The organism is Photobacterium rosenbergii (genome assembly GCF_003026455.1).
GTDB classification, from domain to species: domain Bacteria; phylum Pseudomonadota; class Gammaproteobacteria; order Enterobacterales; family Vibrionaceae; genus Photobacterium; species Photobacterium rosenbergii.
Map to the genome: position 1 here is coordinate 1,137,655 of NZ_PYMB01000001.1, position 18,607 is coordinate 1,156,261.

At 46.4% G+C, this 18,607-nt stretch carries 12 protein-coding genes; 4 read left to right on the plus strand and 8 right to left on the minus strand.

Translation table 11 applies throughout. The annotated features are described in order from the left end of the window. Positions 1 to 47 precede the first annotated feature (47 nt). Entirely contained in the window at positions 48 to 2,399 is a 2,352-nt protein-coding gene (gene mrcB / locus C9J01_RS05445; RefSeq protein WP_107297065.1) for a penicillin-binding protein 1B, read from the minus strand. 198 nt (positions 2,400 to 2,597) lie between these two features. On the opposite strand from mrcB, the gene C9J01_RS05450 reads away from it, so the two are divergent. After that, complete coding sequence (locus C9J01_RS05450; RefSeq protein ID WP_107297066.1) at positions 2,598 to 3,050, plus strand: exoribonuclease R; 453 nt, start codon at positions 2,598 to 2,600, stop codon at positions 3,048 to 3,050. A gap of 109 nt (positions 3,051 to 3,159) precedes the next feature. On the opposite strand, the gene C9J01_RS05455 is transcribed toward C9J01_RS05450, so the two are convergent. The 3 genes from C9J01_RS05455 to C9J01_RS05465 all read right to left on the minus strand — a co-directional run bounded on the left by C9J01_RS05455 (position 3,160) and on the right by C9J01_RS05465 (position 9,021). Continuing rightward, positions 3,160 to 4,866 (minus strand): phospho-sugar mutase, encoded by a 1,707-nt coding sequence (locus C9J01_RS05455; protein WP_107297067.1) that lies wholly within the window; start codon positions 4,864 to 4,866, stop codon positions 3,160 to 3,162. Between the two features lie 212 nt (positions 4,867 to 5,078). Next, the gene (locus C9J01_RS05460) at positions 5,079 to 6,968 is read right to left on the minus strand and encodes a DEAD/DEAH box helicase (protein WP_107297068.1); all 1,890 of its coding nucleotides are present in this window, start codon (positions 6,966 to 6,968) and stop codon (positions 5,079 to 5,081) included. 283 nt (positions 6,969 to 7,251) lie between these two features. Further along, positions 7,252 to 9,021: a diguanylate cyclase domain-containing protein gene (locus C9J01_RS05465; RefSeq protein WP_107297069.1), complete on the minus strand. Its 1,770-nt coding sequence runs from the start codon at positions 9,019 to 9,021 to the stop codon at positions 7,252 to 7,254. Between the two features lie 317 nt (positions 9,022 to 9,338). Here C9J01_RS05465 and C9J01_RS05470 point away from each other — a divergent pair, with 317 nt between their 5' ends. From C9J01_RS05470 to C9J01_RS05480, 3 genes are all read left to right on the plus strand, one after another. Continuing rightward, a complete protein-coding gene (locus C9J01_RS05470; protein ID WP_107297070.1) occupies positions 9,339 to 11,342 on the plus strand; it encodes an exoribonuclease II in 2,004 nt (667 codons plus the stop codon). A 112-nt stretch (positions 11,343 to 11,454) separates the two neighbouring features. Next, positions 11,455 to 12,009, plus strand: a complete 555-nt coding sequence (locus C9J01_RS05475) for a DUF1415 domain-containing protein (protein WP_107297071.1) — start codon at positions 11,455 to 11,457, stop codon at positions 12,007 to 12,009. Positions 12,010 to 12,319: 310 nt separating this feature from the next. Further along, entirely contained in the window at positions 12,320 to 13,483 is a 1,164-nt protein-coding gene (locus tag C9J01_RS05480; RefSeq protein WP_158264490.1) for a GGDEF domain-containing protein, read from the plus strand. Positions 13,484 to 13,971: 488 nt separating this feature from the next. Here the strand turns inward: C9J01_RS05480 and C9J01_RS05485 are convergent, their stop codons facing one another. The 4 genes from C9J01_RS05485 to malE form a co-directional block, all read right to left on the minus strand. Beyond that, the gene (locus C9J01_RS05485; protein WP_107297073.1) at positions 13,972 to 14,175 is read right to left on the minus strand and encodes a hypothetical protein; all 204 of its coding nucleotides are present in this window, start codon (positions 14,173 to 14,175) and stop codon (positions 13,972 to 13,974) included. Between the two features lie 235 nt (positions 14,176 to 14,410). Continuing rightward, the gene (gene malG, locus C9J01_RS05490) at positions 14,411 to 15,301 is read right to left on the minus strand and encodes a maltose ABC transporter permease MalG (RefSeq protein WP_107297074.1); all 891 of its coding nucleotides are present in this window, start codon (positions 15,299 to 15,301) and stop codon (positions 14,411 to 14,413) included. Positions 15,302 to 15,312: 11 nt separating this feature from the next. Further along, positions 15,313 to 16,896: a maltose ABC transporter permease MalF gene (gene malF, locus C9J01_RS05495; protein WP_107297075.1), complete on the minus strand. Its 1,584-nt coding sequence runs from the start codon at positions 16,894 to 16,896 to the stop codon at positions 15,313 to 15,315. A 66-nt stretch (positions 16,897 to 16,962) separates the two neighbouring features. After that, on the minus strand, positions 16,963 to 18,144 hold the full coding sequence (malE, locus tag C9J01_RS05500) for a maltose/maltodextrin ABC transporter substrate-binding protein MalE (RefSeq protein ID WP_107297076.1): 1,182 nt from the start codon (positions 18,142 to 18,144) through the stop codon (positions 16,963 to 16,965). Positions 18,145 to 18,607: the final 463 nt, after the last annotated feature.

Below are 18,607 nucleotides of genomic sequence, written 5' to 3' on the forward strand. Positions count from 1 at the left end.
ATAGGGGGTATTCAATAGTTTGACTCTCTCGCTATTAACCAGCGCGATTAATTAAAATCAAATAGCCGCTTGAAGAAACTCTCAACCTTCTTAACACAGCCTTGCTTCAGTGTGCCTTGAGGATCCCAGGCCGGCAAATGGGTTTGGCCTACACAGCTTTGTGATAGCACACCTCGTTGATCCCGATAGTAGTCAAAATCAGCGATTTGAGCCGGGGTTTGTAACACCAAAGGCTCAGGATCCCGGCTCTGGATATAGTCTGCATACAAACGCAACGGGCCAGATGAACCTGTCAGTTTAACGGCCTTGTTATCATCGCGTCCCATCCAGACCGTTACAACTTCACGGCCATCGACACCAACATACCAACTGTCCCGGCCTCTGTCTGAGGTTCCGGTTTTACCGGCTAGGCGTGAAGAAGGCAGCAAAGAATTCAGATAACGCCCTGTCCCTTCGCTTACCACACGTTGTAGGCCATACATGGTTAACCAAGCCGCCTGTAGCGATACTGCTTGGGTCGACACAGGCAAAGATTGATAGAGGATCTGTCCTTCACTATCAACAACCGCACCCAATGCAGATAGTTCCGTTCTATGGCCACCGCTGGCGATAGTTTGATACATCTGGGTTACTTCGACCGGGGTCAAAGTAAATGCACCCAACAACATAGACGGCAACTTAGGTACTTCATTTTTATCAATACCTAGCTTTTCCATGGTATCGATAACTTCATCCAAGCCAACAGCCATTCCTAGGTTCACTGTCGGGATGTTATATGACTTCGCTAACGCACTATACAATGGGACTTCACCACGGTATTGACGATCATAGTTTCGTGGTGACCAGTTTTCCCCATTTTGACCTTTTAACGTCAATGGCCTGTCTTGCAAGCTAGTTGCAAGGGAAAAACGCTTAGGCATCTCAAGTGCTGCCAGGTAAACCGCCGGTTTAACGACTGAGCCAATTTGACGCTTTGCATCCACCGCACGGTTAAAACCATCATATCCCGGGCGAGAGCCACCCACCATTGCACGTATTTCGCCACTGACCCGATCAGCAACAACCACAGCCGTTTCAAGTTGGTCGCCTGCCTTTGATTCTAACTTGGGAATAATTTTACGTACTGACTGCTCAGCCATTTCCTGAGAGCGAGGATCTAGCGTTGTGAATAACCTCAGTCCCTGACCTGCCTGATAGTTCTGTACTTTCGCCGCAAGTTCTCGTTGCAATTGGCCAAAATAAGCCGGCTGGCGGTTTGATATAGTGCCTTTTTCTTGGATATCAAGAGGCTTATCGACAGCTGCAAGGTAATCTTCTTGCTCCAACACCCCGTTTTCAAACATCAACTGCAACACGAGGTCTCGACGGTTCTTGGCTCGCTCAGGGTAGCGCCAAGGATTGTAATATGACGGGCCTTTAACTAAGCCAACCAATAAGGCCTGCTGATCAACTCGAAGTTCAGACAGTGGCAAGCCAAAATAGAATCGCGAACCTAACTCAAAACCGTGTACGGCATCTCGGCCACTCTGTGCCAGATAGACCTGATTCAAGTACGCATCAAGGATTTGATCTTTGCTGTAACGATAATCGATGATCAGCGCCATATAGGCTTCACGAGCCTTACGCCAAAGACTGCGCTCGCTGGTCAAGAACATGTTCTTGGCCAATTGCTGGGTTAGCGTACTGCCCCCTTGAACCGTGCGACCCGCCTTAAGGTTAGCAATAAAAGCCCTCGCGATAGCCGTAGGCGATACTCCATCATGCTCGTAGAAATCCCTGTCTTCTGTCGCAATCAGTGCACCTATTAGGTCTTTGGGCATTTCATCCATCGGTCGGTAGATACGCTGCTCTTCGGTTTGCGCCTCGAGCATACCAAGCAACTTCGGCTCAACTCGGATATAACCAAGCTCCCGGTTTGACTCAACCTCGGTGATTGATTTGACCTTGGAATAGTCAAACTTCACAACAACATGCCTAGCTTCCTGCTGACCATCTCGAAACTCAAATGGACGGCGGATCATTTCGACCGTTAGACGGCTAGTAGAATATTCACCAGGACGGGTTGGGTTGCTGACCTTACGGTACTTCAGCGCCTCCAACTCATTGACCAAGTCTTCATAACGGACCAGTACACCGGGCTGCAGCGATAGTTCACGTGCATAGACAACAGAAGGAAGTTGCCATAATTGCCCCTCGAACTTTGCTGTCACCTCATCGTTAATATCAAAACCCATTTTAACAATGCCACCAGTGGTCAGCAGGCAGACACCCAGTAGCGCAAATTTCAATTTACGGTAAGAGCGGCGAGGCTTAACACTTTTCTTTGGGGCCGAAGATTCAGATGATGGGATATCCAGCTCGGTAATTTGAGGCTCAATACGCTTCTGTTGCTTGGTCATAATGTCGCTTTCGTTACAAATTCGCGCCGACCTTACCGCAAGGTGCAAGATGCTTTGTCAGTAATCTGTCAAAGCATTCACACCCTCCATATCACCACATCACCTAGCAAACAAAGCTAACTCCACTACATCGCTGGAAATTAAGCGCAAAATCGAGCAAAATACGCGCCCCACAACTGATAGCCAAGCAGAGAAACAATGGAACGCGATTATAAACTAGAGTGCCTGATGACGATGCCACGCCATGAGCTTGAAGAATTCAGCTTGCGAGTGATCGGCCGCATGGTGCCTGAAGATATGATGCAAGAGATCTTTACCTTCGAACAGGAAGAGATCGACAGCGAAGATCGCATGAAATCGGCACAATTTGATGCCATGCTGCGTATGACTGCCATTGCGCTTGGTGAAGTGAGTGCCGCTTTTGCTGAATCAGACAATGCCAAGCAGAACACGGAGCGCATGACCCGCCTTATCTTATGGCACTTCTATGCAATGTCATTCAACCTTGAGGAAGCAGTTACGCTCGAGCAGCACTGTGAGCAGGTTGAGAAACTGCTTATCAACGCGCCTACAGATGCATTTGGCTGGATTAAAGTACTGACAGATTTGCTGCACACTTACGCTGAAATTAACGAGCAACGTAAGAGCTAACAGCCCACATCAAGTCGAAAGAATCAATCCCGACTTATGATTGCTGGGAAAGCATTCAGCCCAGCCAGAACCCTGAACCGAAGAAAATGTGTTCTGGCTGGAGTCTGTCCTACCCTAAAGATGCCTGATGTTTTGTGATCAAATCATTCATCGCCTCTACTGCACGTTGCTGCACGTGATTAAAACAATCCTCGTGGCTCATCGCTTCAACAACTTCGTAGTAGCATTTCAGTTTAGGCTCTGTACCTGATGGCCTAACAACAACTCGAGAATCATCATCCAAGTGGTAAATCAGAACATCACTCGGAGGTAAATCTATCACTTCCGTTTGCCCATCCGAGTGGGTACGTTTTGATGTTTTCAGATCATCGACTATGTCCACTCCACGTCCTGCAATATGGCTTGGTGGAGAAGCCCGCAAACTGTCTCCGATTGGAGGTGTACCGGGTTGTAGTGAAATACTTCTCTGGGCATTGATATACAGGCCATGTTCGCGATAAATTGACTCAAGTTGGTCCCAAACCGTTTTCCCTTTGGAAGCTAGCTCAGCCGTTAACTGGGCAAAGGCAACGAGGGCAGATAAACCGTCTTTGTCCCACACCACATTACCTACGGTATAGCCTAATGCTTCCTCATAGGCGAACAAGAACTGGCTCTCCTCTGTCTGCTTTTCCATCGCAACATTAGTCAGCCATTTAAAGCCGGTCAGGGTCTGGTAAAAAGTCGCGTCAACCGACTCGGCAACCTTATTGAGCAAAGTCGATGACACTATGGTTGTTCCCACCAAATTTTGGGTTGGTGCCGCATGGGTTAATAAATAATGCCCCAGCAACACGCCCACTTGATCACCCGTTAGCATTTGATATGAACCTTCCTCTGTTCGCACAGCAACGGCAAAACGATCAGCATCAGGATCATTGGCGCAAGCTAAAGTCGCTTGGTGTTTATCTGCCTCGGCGATGACCATATCCATCGCACCCGGCTCTTCTGGGTTAGGAAAATTAACGGTTGGGAATGCACCATCGGGTTCCCGCTGCGCAGCAACACTATAAACCTTGGTAAACCCTGCATCAGCAAGCAGAGATTCAGCCAACTCAGCCCCCACGCCATGCATCGCCGTGTAAGCTAGGCTAAGCGCTTCTGGTTCGTTGTGATTGGACAGTAATGCACTATTATTGAGCGCTTTGCGGTATTCGGTATAGAAATCGCCATTAAGCCAATGTAGCAGCCCTTCTCGCTCGCCATCTTCAATGGAGTGCTGTGGCAGATCTTCTGTGGCGGCAATATCAATTTGCTCTGCAATCCCAGAGTCATGAGGAGGGATGATTTGCGCACCATTTCCCCAGTAGACCTTAAAGCCATTATAGGCTGGCGGGTTATGACTGGCCGTTACCACCACACCTGCAGCTGTTTGTAAGTGACGGACGCCAAAAGCAACGACTGGAGTGGGTGCGACTTTTTCGGTTAGGAAAACCTTGATACCCAATGAAGTCAGCATTGAGGCAGCATCATGGGCAAACTGGCGTGAGTCAGGACGACCATCATACCCAATCACAACCCCTTTCTCCGCCGATAGTGGATCCACCTGCAATAGGTATTTGCCAAGCCCCAATGCGGTTTCATGGATAACCAGCCGATTCATCCGGTTTGGCCCTGCGCCAACAATCCCTCTTAGTCCTGCGGTACCAAATGCCAAGCGGGTTGAAAACCTATCAGCTAATTCTGATTGGCGATTGGCATCAACTAATTGCTGCAACTCTTCACGTGTTACCGGATCAGGGTCCCGTGCTAACCATGTTGAGATTTCTGGTGTCATGTCGGTGTTCCCTATTACAAACCATTTGGGAAAGTATAGAGGGTGTGCCACAAGGAACAATTATCTCTGTCTCAAAAAACAGACTTAGCGGTATTAATAATAAGTCATTGGAATGACTGAAAGAAGGGAAAACTGACAGGCATAAAAAAATCCAGCCCCTTTTCAGGACTGGATTCTCAAATCATCTGACTAGATTGTGCAATCTAGGTCGATTAGTCTTCGAAGCGAGGCTTACGGTCGCGACGAGGAGCACCATGGTTACGCTCACCACGGAAGCTACCACGGTTATCACCGCCACGGTTGCGGTCGAAACGACGCTCACCGTCACGACGTGGGCGGAAGCCTTCACGGTTACCGTCACGGTTGCCATCGCGGTTACCACGGTAGCCACCACGGTTGCCATCACGGCCGCCACGACGGTGCTCACGCAGTACATCGTCAGCCACAACTACAGCTTTTGCTTCGTTCTGACGAATACGTAGTTTCTTAAGTTGTGCTGCCACTTCGCTTGTCATCTTCTTAGGAAGCTGAACGTAAGTGTGCTCTGGCGCAAGCTTGATTGCACCGATGAACTCTTTGCTTAGGCCAAGTTCGTTTGCGATAGCACCAACGATATCTTTAACCTGAACACCTTGCTCACGGCCAACCTGAAGCTGGTAAGTATCCCAGTCAGCAGTGTTGAAGTTACGACGCTCACGGCGCTCGCCACGCTCACCACCACGGTCTTCACGACGGCGCTCACGACGCTGCTTGTCACGCTCGATAGCAGCAATCATTGGGTCTGGACCTTTGTAAAACAGAGGACGGTTACCCTGCTGGCGCTTAAGTAGCATTGCAGCTAGTGTTGCAGCATCAACTTCGATGGTTTCTTGTAGCTTCTCTACAAGCTCAACAAACGCTTCTAGGCTTGATTCTTCTTTCTGTGCTTCTAGCTCCTGACCTAGACGGTTCAGACGTGCTTCAGCAACAGTGTCACGTAGAGGAAGCTGGATCTCTTCCATACGAGACTTAGTTACACGCTCGATAGTACGTAGCATGCGGATCTGGTTAGTACGAACCAATAGGATCGCTTTACCAGTACGACCAGCACGACCAGTACGACCGATACGGTGGATGTATGACTCAACATCGAATGGGATGTCGTAGTTAAATACGTGAGTAATACGTGGAACGTCTAGGCCACGAGCAACAACGTCAGTCGCTACTAGGATGTCGATAACACCTTTCTTGATGTGATCAACAGTACGCTCACGTAGAGACTGAGGAATGTCACCGTGAAGTGCAGCAGCTTTGAAGCCACGTGCAGATAGCCAGTCAGCTAGACGCTCGGTGTCCTGACGAGTACGTACAAATACGATAGACGCATCAGTATCTTCAGTTTCAAGAAGACGCATCATTGCTTCGTCTTTCTCTACGCCTTTAACAACCCAGAACTGCTGCTCAACCTGAGAAACAGTACGGTTTTCACCAGCAACGTCGATGCGCGCAGGTTCACGTAGGAAACGGTCAACGATTTCTTTAACCATTGGAGGCATAGTTGCAGAGAACAGAACACGCTGTGCTGTTTCTGGCGCTTGCTCCATGATCCAAGTCACGTCGTCAACGAAGCCCATTTTTAGCATTTCATCTGCTTCATCAAGTACAAACGTGTGTACTTCATCAAGGTGTAGACGATCACGAGTGATAAGGTCTTTAACACGGCCAGGCGTACCAACAACAATGTGGGCACCGCTCTTAAGAGCACGCATTTGATCAACGATAGAAGCACCACCGTAGATCTCTAGAACCTTAAGGCCCTTAACGTTCTGACCTAGAGTCTTGATTTCAGCTGCAACCTGAATCGCTAGTTCGCGAGTCGGTGCCATTACAATCGCCTGAGGCTTATGCTGACCAAGATCCAGTTTGTTTAGTAGAGGCAGTGAGAATGCCGCTGTTTTACCTGTACCTGTTTGCGCTTTACCTAGTGCATCAGTACCAGTAAGTAGAAGAGGAATAGACGCCGCTTGGATAGGAGTCGGCGCAACGAAGCCCATTGAGTCTAGTGCGGATAGTAGTGTGTCGGCCAGTTCTAACTGGCGAAATTCTGTAACAGATTCTTGCATTGGGATCCCAATAAATGATCTAACGGAAACGGGGCCCCTTTGGCTATAAAACGGTTCTGCAACAGCAACCACAAGCATGGGCCTCGACTATAGAGGCGCGCATTGTGCGCTAATACAAGATAAAAAGCCAGAAAAAATTGAGCACTGTCACAAAATACTCTTCAAACACTTATTATTTGTACAAACCGGTTATTTAGGTAACCCATCTCATACAACTTATTTTGGCTTTCCTCATTTTCGCTTTAGAAAATCTGAACTTAGTTAATAAAAACAGTGATATCTTCTAGAGTTCATGCAGGCAAGATTTGGCGTCAACGATATAGGCCTGATTTCTCCCCCCCTTTTTAGCTTGGTACAGAGCCATATCTGCTTTATTGATTAACACGCTCGATTCCGTACCATGCAAAACTGCGGGTTGCACTACTTGTTGCGCAGTTTTATCCATATCCTTATATGTGCTATCGGTAGGAGATGACTTCGATGGCACCATACAACAACCACCAGCAGTTAACGTCACAACTCCATACGCACTTTTTTCATGTGTTAACTTTAGTTTCCTTGCCCCTGTCACCATTTTGTTGGCGAGTGCCTGTAGTTGTTGCTGGCTACAGCGAGGTAATATACAGACAAACTCCTCACCGCCAAACCGGGACAAAACAGCCCCATCGGTTTTATCTGTAATGATTTTCAACATATGGGCAATTTGTTTTAGGCACTGATCCCCCTGCAAGTGACCATAGTAATCATTGAATGCTTTAAAATGATCAATATCTAGCATAATGACACCAAGCGATGTCGAGCCCTCCAATGCCTCCAACCATGCTTCTCGATAACTTTCTTCAAAAAACCGTCGGTTTGAAACCTGAGTAAGACCATCTTGCATTGACCATAGCGCCAACTTTTTATTTGCCGTTTCTAAAGCGGCATTGGTAGACATTAGCTCCTGCGTTCTACGGGCTACTCGCCCTTCCAATTCAGAGTTCAACTGCCTCAGCTCTTCATTTTGTTGTCGAATCACAATCTGCTGAGCCAATGACGCGCCAAACAGTTTCAATATTTGTTTGTCATGCTCAGTAATAGGCTGGCGATTTAATAGGTTATCGGCTGCGATCCAGCCAATGCAACGATCACCGTTCCACATGGCTATCATCGCATTCCAGCCAGTACCCACTTGTTGCGTGCCGTAATAAAGAGGGGCATTTTCCTTAACGACAACATGATCCTTGCGGCTCAAAGCTTCATTGACCAATGGGTGATCTGGCACTGCACTACAGAATGAACGTCGGCAAACGAGCTGGCCCTCGGGATCGGTACCGTAAGTTCCCCGCATTTCATTTTTTTCAAAATCAATGAGAAAAACAGCCATTCGGTCAATATCCAGTTTTTCGCGCCCTAACATCACTGCGGCCTTAAACAGCTCATCGTTGGTATCGACCTTTGACAAGACCAACGTCAGTTCGTGCAGGTTCTTAAGTAACTTCAGATATTGCTTGAGTGACTTATTCCGATCAGCAAGCTCAGCTTCTGCCGTTTGCCGGCACTGATGCTGGGAGTCCAATTCCTTCAATAGCACCCGAGCACTGACATCAGAGGCAATCACTGCGAAGAACTGTTCAACCTCCTGAATTCTTGCTTCAAAGTATTCGGGTTTATTGGTTTCGGCATAAATGTAACCAACAGGCCTTTCGTGCATAACGATTGGCAAAACAAGCTGACACCAATCACCGTTGTCGTCATACCATATTGCTTTGTAGGGCCGATTTACATATGTCCGGACGAATTGGCCATTATCACGGGCAAATTGAATCGCTCCCAGCGGTACGCCATTGTAATCATCTAAACGTAATGCCGGGGAGTAGTACTGAAAGGTATTTTCCACGCAACTTGCAACGGCCATGATTTCATTATCCTGCTCAATCATGAAGGTCATGTTACTTAAGTAGAAATCGTCCTTGAGTCTTCCTAATAATGCCTTACACCACTGACTCATGTTGGCCTGCCGAACAAGTTGATCGACTAGCTTATCCAGCTCCCTATTCGATTCTTTATTCATATTGATACCTAGCCATGTCTTAGCAGCTATGCCGCTTTATTTATAGGAAGCAAAGCAATGACAAGCATATGCAACCATTTGATAAGGCACTTATATCCCATTCACAGAACGTTGACTCCTGCTTTATTTATGGAATGCAGCCCATGTTATAAATTTAAGCAGTTCGGTTTGTATTATTTCGACCGCCATCATATGTCTGTTGAGTAACAGCATGGGTAAAAAGGAAGTAAGACAATTTGGTGACATTTTGTCTGGAGCTTGGTTTTATGGGCTGAAAACTTTATAGTGTGCCTGTTAACAACCTGAGACCGGGCATAATGTTTCAAGATAATCCTTTACTAGCACAGCTTAAAAAACAAATTCAGGAAACACTTCCTAAAAAAGAAGGCAGCATCAAAGCAACTGACCGTGGCTTTGGCTTTCTCGAAGTCGACAACAAGGAAAGCTTCTTCATTCCACCTAACTATATGAAAAACGTTATGCACGGTGACCGTGTTATGGCGGTCATTCGTACAGAAAAGGAACGTGAAGTTGCAGAGCCGCAGGAACTGATTGAGCAATTCATCACTCGCTTTATTGGCCGAGTGAAGCTTATCCGTGATCGCCTGCATGTTGTTCCCGATCACCCGCAGCTGAAAGACGCTATTAAAGCTCGCCCTGTCAAAGGACTGAACCCAGAGTTACTAAAAGAAGGTGACTGGGTTGTTGCCAACATGACACGCCACCCGTTGGTTGGTGACAACAAGACTTTCTTCTGTGAAATCAAAGAAAAGATCACAGACAGCAATGACAAGATTGCCCCTTGGTGGGTAACGCTTGCGCGTCACGATCTTCCAAATGCCGAGCCAGCGCCGCAAGAAAGCTGGTCGATGCTGGAAGAAGGCCTAGAGCGCGAAGATCTGACCGAGCTTCCGTTCATCACTATCGATGGTGAATCCACTAAAGATATGGATGACGCGATTTACACGGTTGCCAAGGAAGATGGTAGCTTTGAAATCACCATCGCCATTGCTGATCCTACTTCATACATCGAAGTCGGTGACAAGATGGACAAAGAAGCACGCGAGCGTGGCTTCACCATCTACCTACCAGGCCGTAACATCCCAATGCTACCTCGTGAACTGAGTGACGAACTGTGTTCGCTGCTAGAAGACGAGAAACGCCCAACACTGTGCTGCCGCGTAAGCATTGATAAAGACGGCGTTATCCAAGACGATATCCATTTCTTTGCTGCATGGATTAAGTCACAAGCTCGTTTGGCTTATGACAATGTGTCTGATCTGCTTGAAAACGGTGAGTGCGAAAACTGGGCACCAAACGACACTATCCTTGAGCAAATCAAAGCCCTTCACGGTTTTGCTAATGCTCGTAGCGCTTGGCGTGCAGCTAACGCGGTCGTATTCCCAGATCGCCCAGATTACCGCTTCGAGCTAAGCGAAGATAACGATGTTATCGCTATCCACACCGATCCGCGCCGTACCGCAAACCGCATGATCGAAGAAGCGATGATCACCGCAAACATTTGTGCTGGTCGCGTTCTGCAAGACAAATTCGGTTTTGGTGTCTACAACTACCACAACGGGTTCAACCCAGAGAAGTTGGATACAGCGATGGACTTCCTCACAGAAGCCGAAGCACCGTTTGAAAAAGAGCAGTTGCTAACGCTGGAAGGCTTCAGTGCCCTTCGCCGCTGGCTAAACGCTCAAGACAGCACTTACTTAGACAACCGCCTACGCAAGTTCCAAGCGTACAGTGAAGTGGGTAATAAGCCTGCTGCGCACTACGCAATGGGATTGGATGTCTACGCCACGTGGACATCCCCAATTCGTAAATATGGCGATATGATCAACCACCGTCTGCTTAAAGCCGTTATCTCGGGTCTGGAACCAAGCCAAACACCAGATGACACTGTGGGTGAAGAAATCGCCATGCACCGTCGTAACCATCGTATGGCGGAGCGTGATGTTGCTGACTGGCTATATGTACGACTACTGAAAGATGCAGTGAAAGAGGCAACAGTCTTTACCGCTGAGATCTTCGATATCAACCGTGCAGGTATGCGTGTTCGCCTACTTGAAAATGGTGCTGCAGCCTTCATTCCTGCCCCATTGATCCTCGATAACAAAGAACGTATCGAGTGCAACGGCGAGCTAGGCATTGTGAACATCGACAAGGTGAAAGAATACCAGCTTGGTGATCAGCTTGAGGTCAACATCGCTGAAGTGCGTACAGCAACTCGCCAACTAGTTGCCAAGCCTGTTAAGCAATTCCCAGCTCCAGCAGCAGAGAATACGCCTGCTGAAGAGTCTGCTGAAGCTTAATAAGCTCTAAGCAAAAGACACCAAAGGGCCAGCGCTTGCTGGCCCTTTTTTATATAATTATCGCTATAAATCAAAAAGCCACATTGCTCAGTGGCCTAACAATAAGTCAGCTATGAAAAATCAAAATTTCGAACTCGTTCACCAGCAAGTCCAGCAATGGCTAGAAGATGTTGTCATCGGACTCAACCTTTGCCCGTTTGCGGCTAAACCTAACCGTAACAAGCAAATCCAGATTTTCATCTCTGAAGCTAACAGTGAAGATGTACTACTCGAGGAAATCTACCAGCAGCTGCAAAAGCTCGATAGCACGCCAGTCGATGAGTTGGAAACGACTTTGGTCGTAACCCCTCACCTGTTCGAAGATTTTGGTGACTACAATCAATACCTCGATCTCATTGATGCCCTTATCTTTCAAATGGGCTATCAAGGCACTTACCAGATTGCCAGCTTCCACCCAGATTATTGCTTCCACGGTACTCAACCCGAGGACGCAGAAAACCTGACCAACCGCTCACCTTACCCGATCTTCCATTTGATCCGTGAGGATAGTATGGAAAAAGTCCTAAAGCATTATCCCGACCCAGAAGGGATCCCTGAGCGAAACATAGAACGGGTTGAAGGTTTGTCTGAAGAGGAAGTGAAAAAGCTCTTTCCATTTATCAAGTAAATAATCGCAAGAGAATTGACACTAGGCTTGAGAGTCTGGTGTCAATTTTATGGCACTTCATACCTAGCTCTCATTTTAAGTCCCTTCCCAATAAACATTAATAAATCAGTGCTATAAATTGTAAATAATAAGAACGTATGTTCCTATGCACACTGGCGCACCGTGTATATAATCAACAAGAGGTAATTGCTGTTCTCGTTTAATGATTCAACGTATCCAACTTGAGCAAAGGTATCATCAGCAAGCAATGCAGTTATTTTCAATCCCACTCTGCCGACATGCTTTTTTCCGATTTGGAGCTCCGGTCCTATTGGCACTTATTGTGCTGGCTGGTTTGCATCATGCTTCACCTTTCTCCACGACAAATGAGGCTCTCGTCAAGTCTCTCCCCTACATACTGCTTCCTGTTGCCGTCTTCTTAGGGGAGTTGTTCAACCAATCACGTACTTCACTGGCAGCCATCTTATTGCTGTTTAGCTACCACATCATACAAACTTGGTTACAGTCACCACTGTCAATTCCGTTTACTAAACTCGCTTATACCGTCCTTGCCGTCGCTCTTCCGTTGAATTTACTTATGATTCACCGACTCCCTGAGCGCCGCTTAATGACCCGCTCCAATGTTTTTTTCCTAGGTGCTGTACTTGTGCAGTTTATTGGGGCGGTATTTCTCGTAAACCTTTTAGCAAGCTTTGACTTAACCCTTATCTGGCAACAGTACCTGATTAGTTTTCCACTGATATCAAGACTACCAGTTGTCATCATTTTACTCTTTATTGCTGTACTGACTATTCATGCTATGTTGGTCTTCAAACGAAACCACCCCCATGATCATGCATTATTTATCGGGACACTTTTCTCAGCGCTTACCCTCACTTTCTTTCACTACTCGATGATTTCGAGCGTTGCCTATTCGGTGCTGTCACTGCTGCTGTTAACAAACCTGATCAGCTGTAGCCATGAACTCGCCTATATAGATCAATTAACAGGGATACCGGGACGGCGCTCGCTGGATACGGAAATTAAACACCTAGGACGTACCTATTCAATTGCGATGCTCGACATAGATCACTTTAAAGTATTCAACGATACCTATGGCCATAACACTGGAGATGATGTGCTGCGTCTTGTTGCCAGTATCCTTGCCAAACAGTCAAATAACGCCAAGGTCTACCGTTACGGCGGGGAAGAGTTCACGATTATCTTTAAAGGCAGGACACAAAACGATAGCTTGAGGTTTTTAGAACAAATCAGGAAGCAAATTGAAGCCTACCCACTAAAAGTACAGGATCATCCTAAAGGTGAGCATTCAATGGATGCCGATATTGCCTCTACCAATATTACAGTCAGTATTGGTGTTTCTGATAACCACAAAATGGATAACCCATACTCAGTGTTGAAGGCGGCAGATAAGGCACTATACCGTGCTAAATCTAATGGAAGAAATCAAGTTTGCCAGCGACTCCATGCCTAGCCTACCTTTCTCAGAACGACCTCTCCATCGACTAGATACAAAAAAACCCGAACAGGAATGTCGGGTTTTGGTTACCAATAAAACTTACTCTTAACAAAAAGTAAGCCCAGCTATGCAGCAACGCCAATGATGTATGGAGCCTAGCTTACCCTAACAGATCGGCGGCCAAACCATTGTTAGGCACTAAGCTCGGGAGTCGCTTGCCTAAGTGAAAACAAGCGTGTTGTTATTATTCCATGAGGCACTTTTATGCCCCACTAGAATGATTCTATCAGCCCCAAATGAAATGTGAAACAAATAAGATGGCGGAAATGACTAAAATTCATCATTTATTCAAAATTTATAATCTTGAGTGAATTGACAATTAATAATCAAAAATAAACATAAAAAAATCATTAAAAACAGCTTAATAGGCTTGTAATTATTTCAAACTTTATAAATAAAAAAGTGACCATAATTATGATCACTTTTATAAAAACGAGGCAGTATTACTTATTCTCGCCTTCCTTCATCTCTTTTTTTAACTTAGTACATTCATAGATAGGAATAGCGGTTACACCAAGTATCTTCCCTTCATACATGCATATGATTTGTGGCGCAGTTACTGTGCTACCACCGCTATGGCCGGATGAAGAATTGGCGAAAGTAAATCCAGAAAAAGCAAGCATCATCAAAACAAGCAGTTTTTTCATTAGAAGCCTCCACGTGTTTGGGTTTATTCACAACGTAAACCAACTCCTAAAGCGTAGCAGGTATTATCTGAAGTAAAAGCAACGTGCTACTTGCAGTGCTTTATATTACTTGCCACGTATTACTAATGAGAAACGACTGTTTAGCTTAAACGAAAAGCCACATTCATATTAGGTATAAAAAAAACCGAGTGCCTAAGCACCCGGTTTGATTTTTCTTTCGGTTCAATGAAAAGTGTTAGCCTTTTACACCACCGGCTGTCAGGCCACCAACCAAGAACTTCTGGGCCAGTAGGAACACTGTCGTAATTGGAATTGCTGATAGTACCGCGGCCGCTGCAAAGTCACCCCATAGGTAGTTTTGCGGGTATAGGTACTGCTGCATACCAACAGCGAGCGTGTAGTTACTGACATCTGTTAGTAGTAGCGACGCTACCGGCACTTCTGTTACCACACCGATGAACGACAGGATAAATACTACAGCAAGAATTGGTACAGACAGCGGCAGCAATACTAGGCGGAATGCCTGCCATGGTGTTGCACCGTCCAGTGCAGCCGCTTCTTCCAAGGAGCCATCAATAGTTTCGAAGTATCCCTTAATTGTCCAAACATGCAGGGCAATACCACCAAGGTAAGAGAAAATCAGACCACCGTGGGTGTTTAGGCCCAAGAATGGGATGTATTGTCCCAGACGGTCAAACAAGGCATACAAGGCAACCAGAGCAAGTACCGCAGGGAACATCTGGAAGATCATCATCCCTTTAAGGATAGTGCTCTTACCTTTGAAACGCATACGGGCAAACGCATAAGCACTGGTAGTTGAAAGTGCAACGATGATAATAGAGGTAATACCTGCCACCTTAACGGTGTTCCATAGCCACAGCAGTACTGGGAATGGTGGTGGTGTCACGCTACCGTCGCTGTTAGTCACTGAGAAGCCAAGGGCTAATCGCCAGTGATCTAACGTTGGGTTACTTGGAATCAACTCACCGCTTGCAAAGTTACCTTCACGCAGAGAGATGGCAACAATCATCAGTAGCGGGAAAATTGTTGCTGCTAGGAACAAACACAATCCAATGTGTGTTGCCCATACCCGATATTTTAATGACTTAGGTTGAACCATTGGCATGACGTCTCTCCTTAGTCCTGCTCAAGCTTAGTGTTGGTAAATTTCAGGTTAAGTAGTGCCATACCACCTACCAATAGGAAGATAACTGTTGCGATTGCACCGGCTAGACCGAAGTCCTGACCACCGCCGCCTTCGAACGCGATACGGTAGGTATAACTTACTAGCAAATCAGTGTAACCCGCTGGCTCTGAGGTACCGACCATGTTTGGACCACCAGAGGTCAATAGTTGAATCATTACAAAGTTGTTGAAGTTAAACGCGAAACTTGCAATCAGTAGCGGCGTTAGCGGTTTAATCAACATAGGTAGCGTGATATTGAAGAAGTTCTGGATAGGGCCTGCACCATCAATGGCAGACGCTTCATACAAATCTTCAGGAATCGACTTCAATAGGCCCATACATAGAATCATCATGTAAGGGAAACCAAGCCAGGTATTAACCATAACTACCATCACGCGGGCCATAACTGGATCTGAGAACCACGAAGGCTTAATCCCGAACATGGCTTCAAGCAACATGTTTATCTCACCGAAACTCTGGTTGAACAAACCCTTGAAGATCAGAATCGAGATAAATGATGGCACCGCATATGGAAGTATAAGCAATACACGGTAAACGCCGCTGAATTTTAGTGGTTCCCACTGTACGATAACAGCGAGGATCATACCCAGAGCCAGTGTCAGGGCAACGGCCAAGAAGGCAAAGACAACCGTCCAGATGAAGATACCAACGAATGGTTCCTTGATGCCGTCATCAGTTAGAACACGCTCAAAGTTAGCTGAGCCAACGCCGACGACGAATCCTGGTGAAATTGGTTTTTCAATGAACTCACCGTTTGCATCAACAGGCTGGTAGAAACCAATCTCGTAGTTTGGCTTAAACAGTTGGTTCGTTTGGTTGTTTAGTAGCGACTCACCATCTTCCTGAAGAGTAAACAACGGCGTTTCAGCTGCAAACTTACGTAGGCCACTCATGCGGATGTGTTCGCCGCTAGGCATTTCCAGCTCAACCTTATTCAGGTTAGAGCGGTTTTGCACGATAGTACGGATAACTTCTTTCTCGCCTTGTACCGCGTCAACCTGACGCAGGTTCATTTGCTCTTCAGCAGGCGGATTAGAGATATCGAATACCTCAGAGGCCAATAGGTCGCCATTGGATTTAATGATTAGCTGGTGACCGTTATCAACCTTGTACAAATCAAAACCGTAGCTTTCCCCTGACAAGAAAGACCGTTGCTGCAGAACAGTCTGCGCACGCTCTAGAGACAACTGGTTGGAGGCACTATAGTTGGTAAAGGCCAGTCCGACCGTATAAATCAGCGGGAAGATAACGAAAATAATCATCCCGGCTACGCCAGGATAGATGTAGCGATGGGCGTATGTTTTCTTACTACCAAAGATATAAAGAGCAAGAGCTGTTAGAACAACGGTAAGAAGCGCGAAGGGAATCTCACCCTGTGCGTACATTAAGACAGTAGCATAACCGTTAACCGTACCGATCATGCCTAGCAGTGACCACTTAAGCCACTTACGATAATTTAATTTCGAACTTTCTTCAGGTGAATCGAGAAGTTCTGCACCTTGAACTGACTGCATCTCAGCTCCTTGCTAGCAAAAATGACAAATAAAGATGGGGAGAGTTACCCCTCCCCGTAAAACGTATTACTTAAGAATGTGACCCGCTGCAGCGTCTAGAGCGTCATCAACACCCTGGCGACCGTCAACAACGTTCTGGATAGCGTTACCTTGTGCGTACCAGAAAGCAGTCATCTGAGGAACGTTTGGCATGATTTCACCGTTCATTGCGTTGTCCATTGTCGCGGCAATGCGGGTGTCTTTATCTAGCTTCTGCTGGAAAGACTTAAGTGCTACCGCACCTAGAGGCTTGTCAGCATCAACTTTTGCCAGACCTTCGTTTGTTAGTAGGTAGTTTTCAATAAACTCAACAGCCAAGTCTTTGTTAGGAGAGACTGCGCTGATGCCTGCAGTTAGTACACCAACAAAAGGTTTAGATGGGTTACCGTTCAGTTTAGGAAGTAGTGTTACACCGTAGTCGATACCTGACTTCTCAATGTTGCCCCAAGACCATGGGCCATTGATTGTCATTGCAACGTTACCTTGGTTGAACTCTGCCTCAGAGATGCTGTAGTCCATATCTGGAGAGATAACTTTCTTATCAACCAGAGACTTGATGAAGTTCATGCCGTACTTCGCACCCGAGTTGTTCACACCTACGTCTTTAACGTCGTAGCCGTTCGCAGTGAATTTGAAGGCATAACCACCGTCAGCAGTTAGGATTGGCCATGTGAAGAACGGTTCTTTCAGGTTCCACATGATCGCTTTCTTGCCATCTTTCTGAAGCTTCTTGTCTAGCGCTTCGATGTCTTCCCAGTTCTTAGGTGGGTTTGGAACAAGATCCTTGTTGTAAATTAGAGAAAGAGCTTCTACAGCAACAGGGTAACCGACATATTTACCGTCGTAAGAAACCGCATCCCAAGTGAAGTCGATGATCTTATCTTTCATCTCTTGAGTCGGGTTGATTTCAGCGAGTAGGCCAGCTTTTGCGTAGCCACCAAAGCGGTCGTGCGCCCAGAATACGATATCAGGACCATCACCGGCTGCAGCAACCTGTGGGAAACGCTCTGCAAGGTTATCAGGGAAAGCGACAGTAACTTTTACGCCAGTGTCTTCTTCAAACTGTTTACCTACTTCTGCCAAGCCGTTGTAACCTTTGTCACCATTAATCCAAATGGTAAGTTGACCTTCTTCAATCGCTGCATGCGCAGATACTGAACCAAGAGCAGCAAGGGTACATAATGCGACTGTGCTGAGGACTTTCTTCATTATTAACATCCTTCATGATTGTTATTGGTTGTATTGCAGAAGCCTCTCTGCGATACAAATTTCAGTCTGTATCTTCCAACAGTATCAAGCACTCGGCATCATCCTGTGTCCTACGCCCCCACCCCCTAAGTGTGAAAAGCGTGATCTCCGTCGTTTCGGTTAGTGATGCAGATCTAATAACGACGTTTGATTGTGATACAGCGCACATACTAACGGGAATAAAACATCCCTTCAGCCCTTACAATAACAAAGTGTGATCTAAGCACTCCTCCCCCCCTCATCCCCCTTTTTATTTATTGATAAGGAGGATGTTTCTGCGCGTTTCCTCGGCAAGAATACAACCATACCCACGGGGTAGTTGAAGACACTGTTCTTTTTATTAGGTAATGCACTTTTGCACTAACCACTCTATTTTAAAGACGACAGCACCATTTTATTTCTTGGGGAAGTAGATAATTTGGAT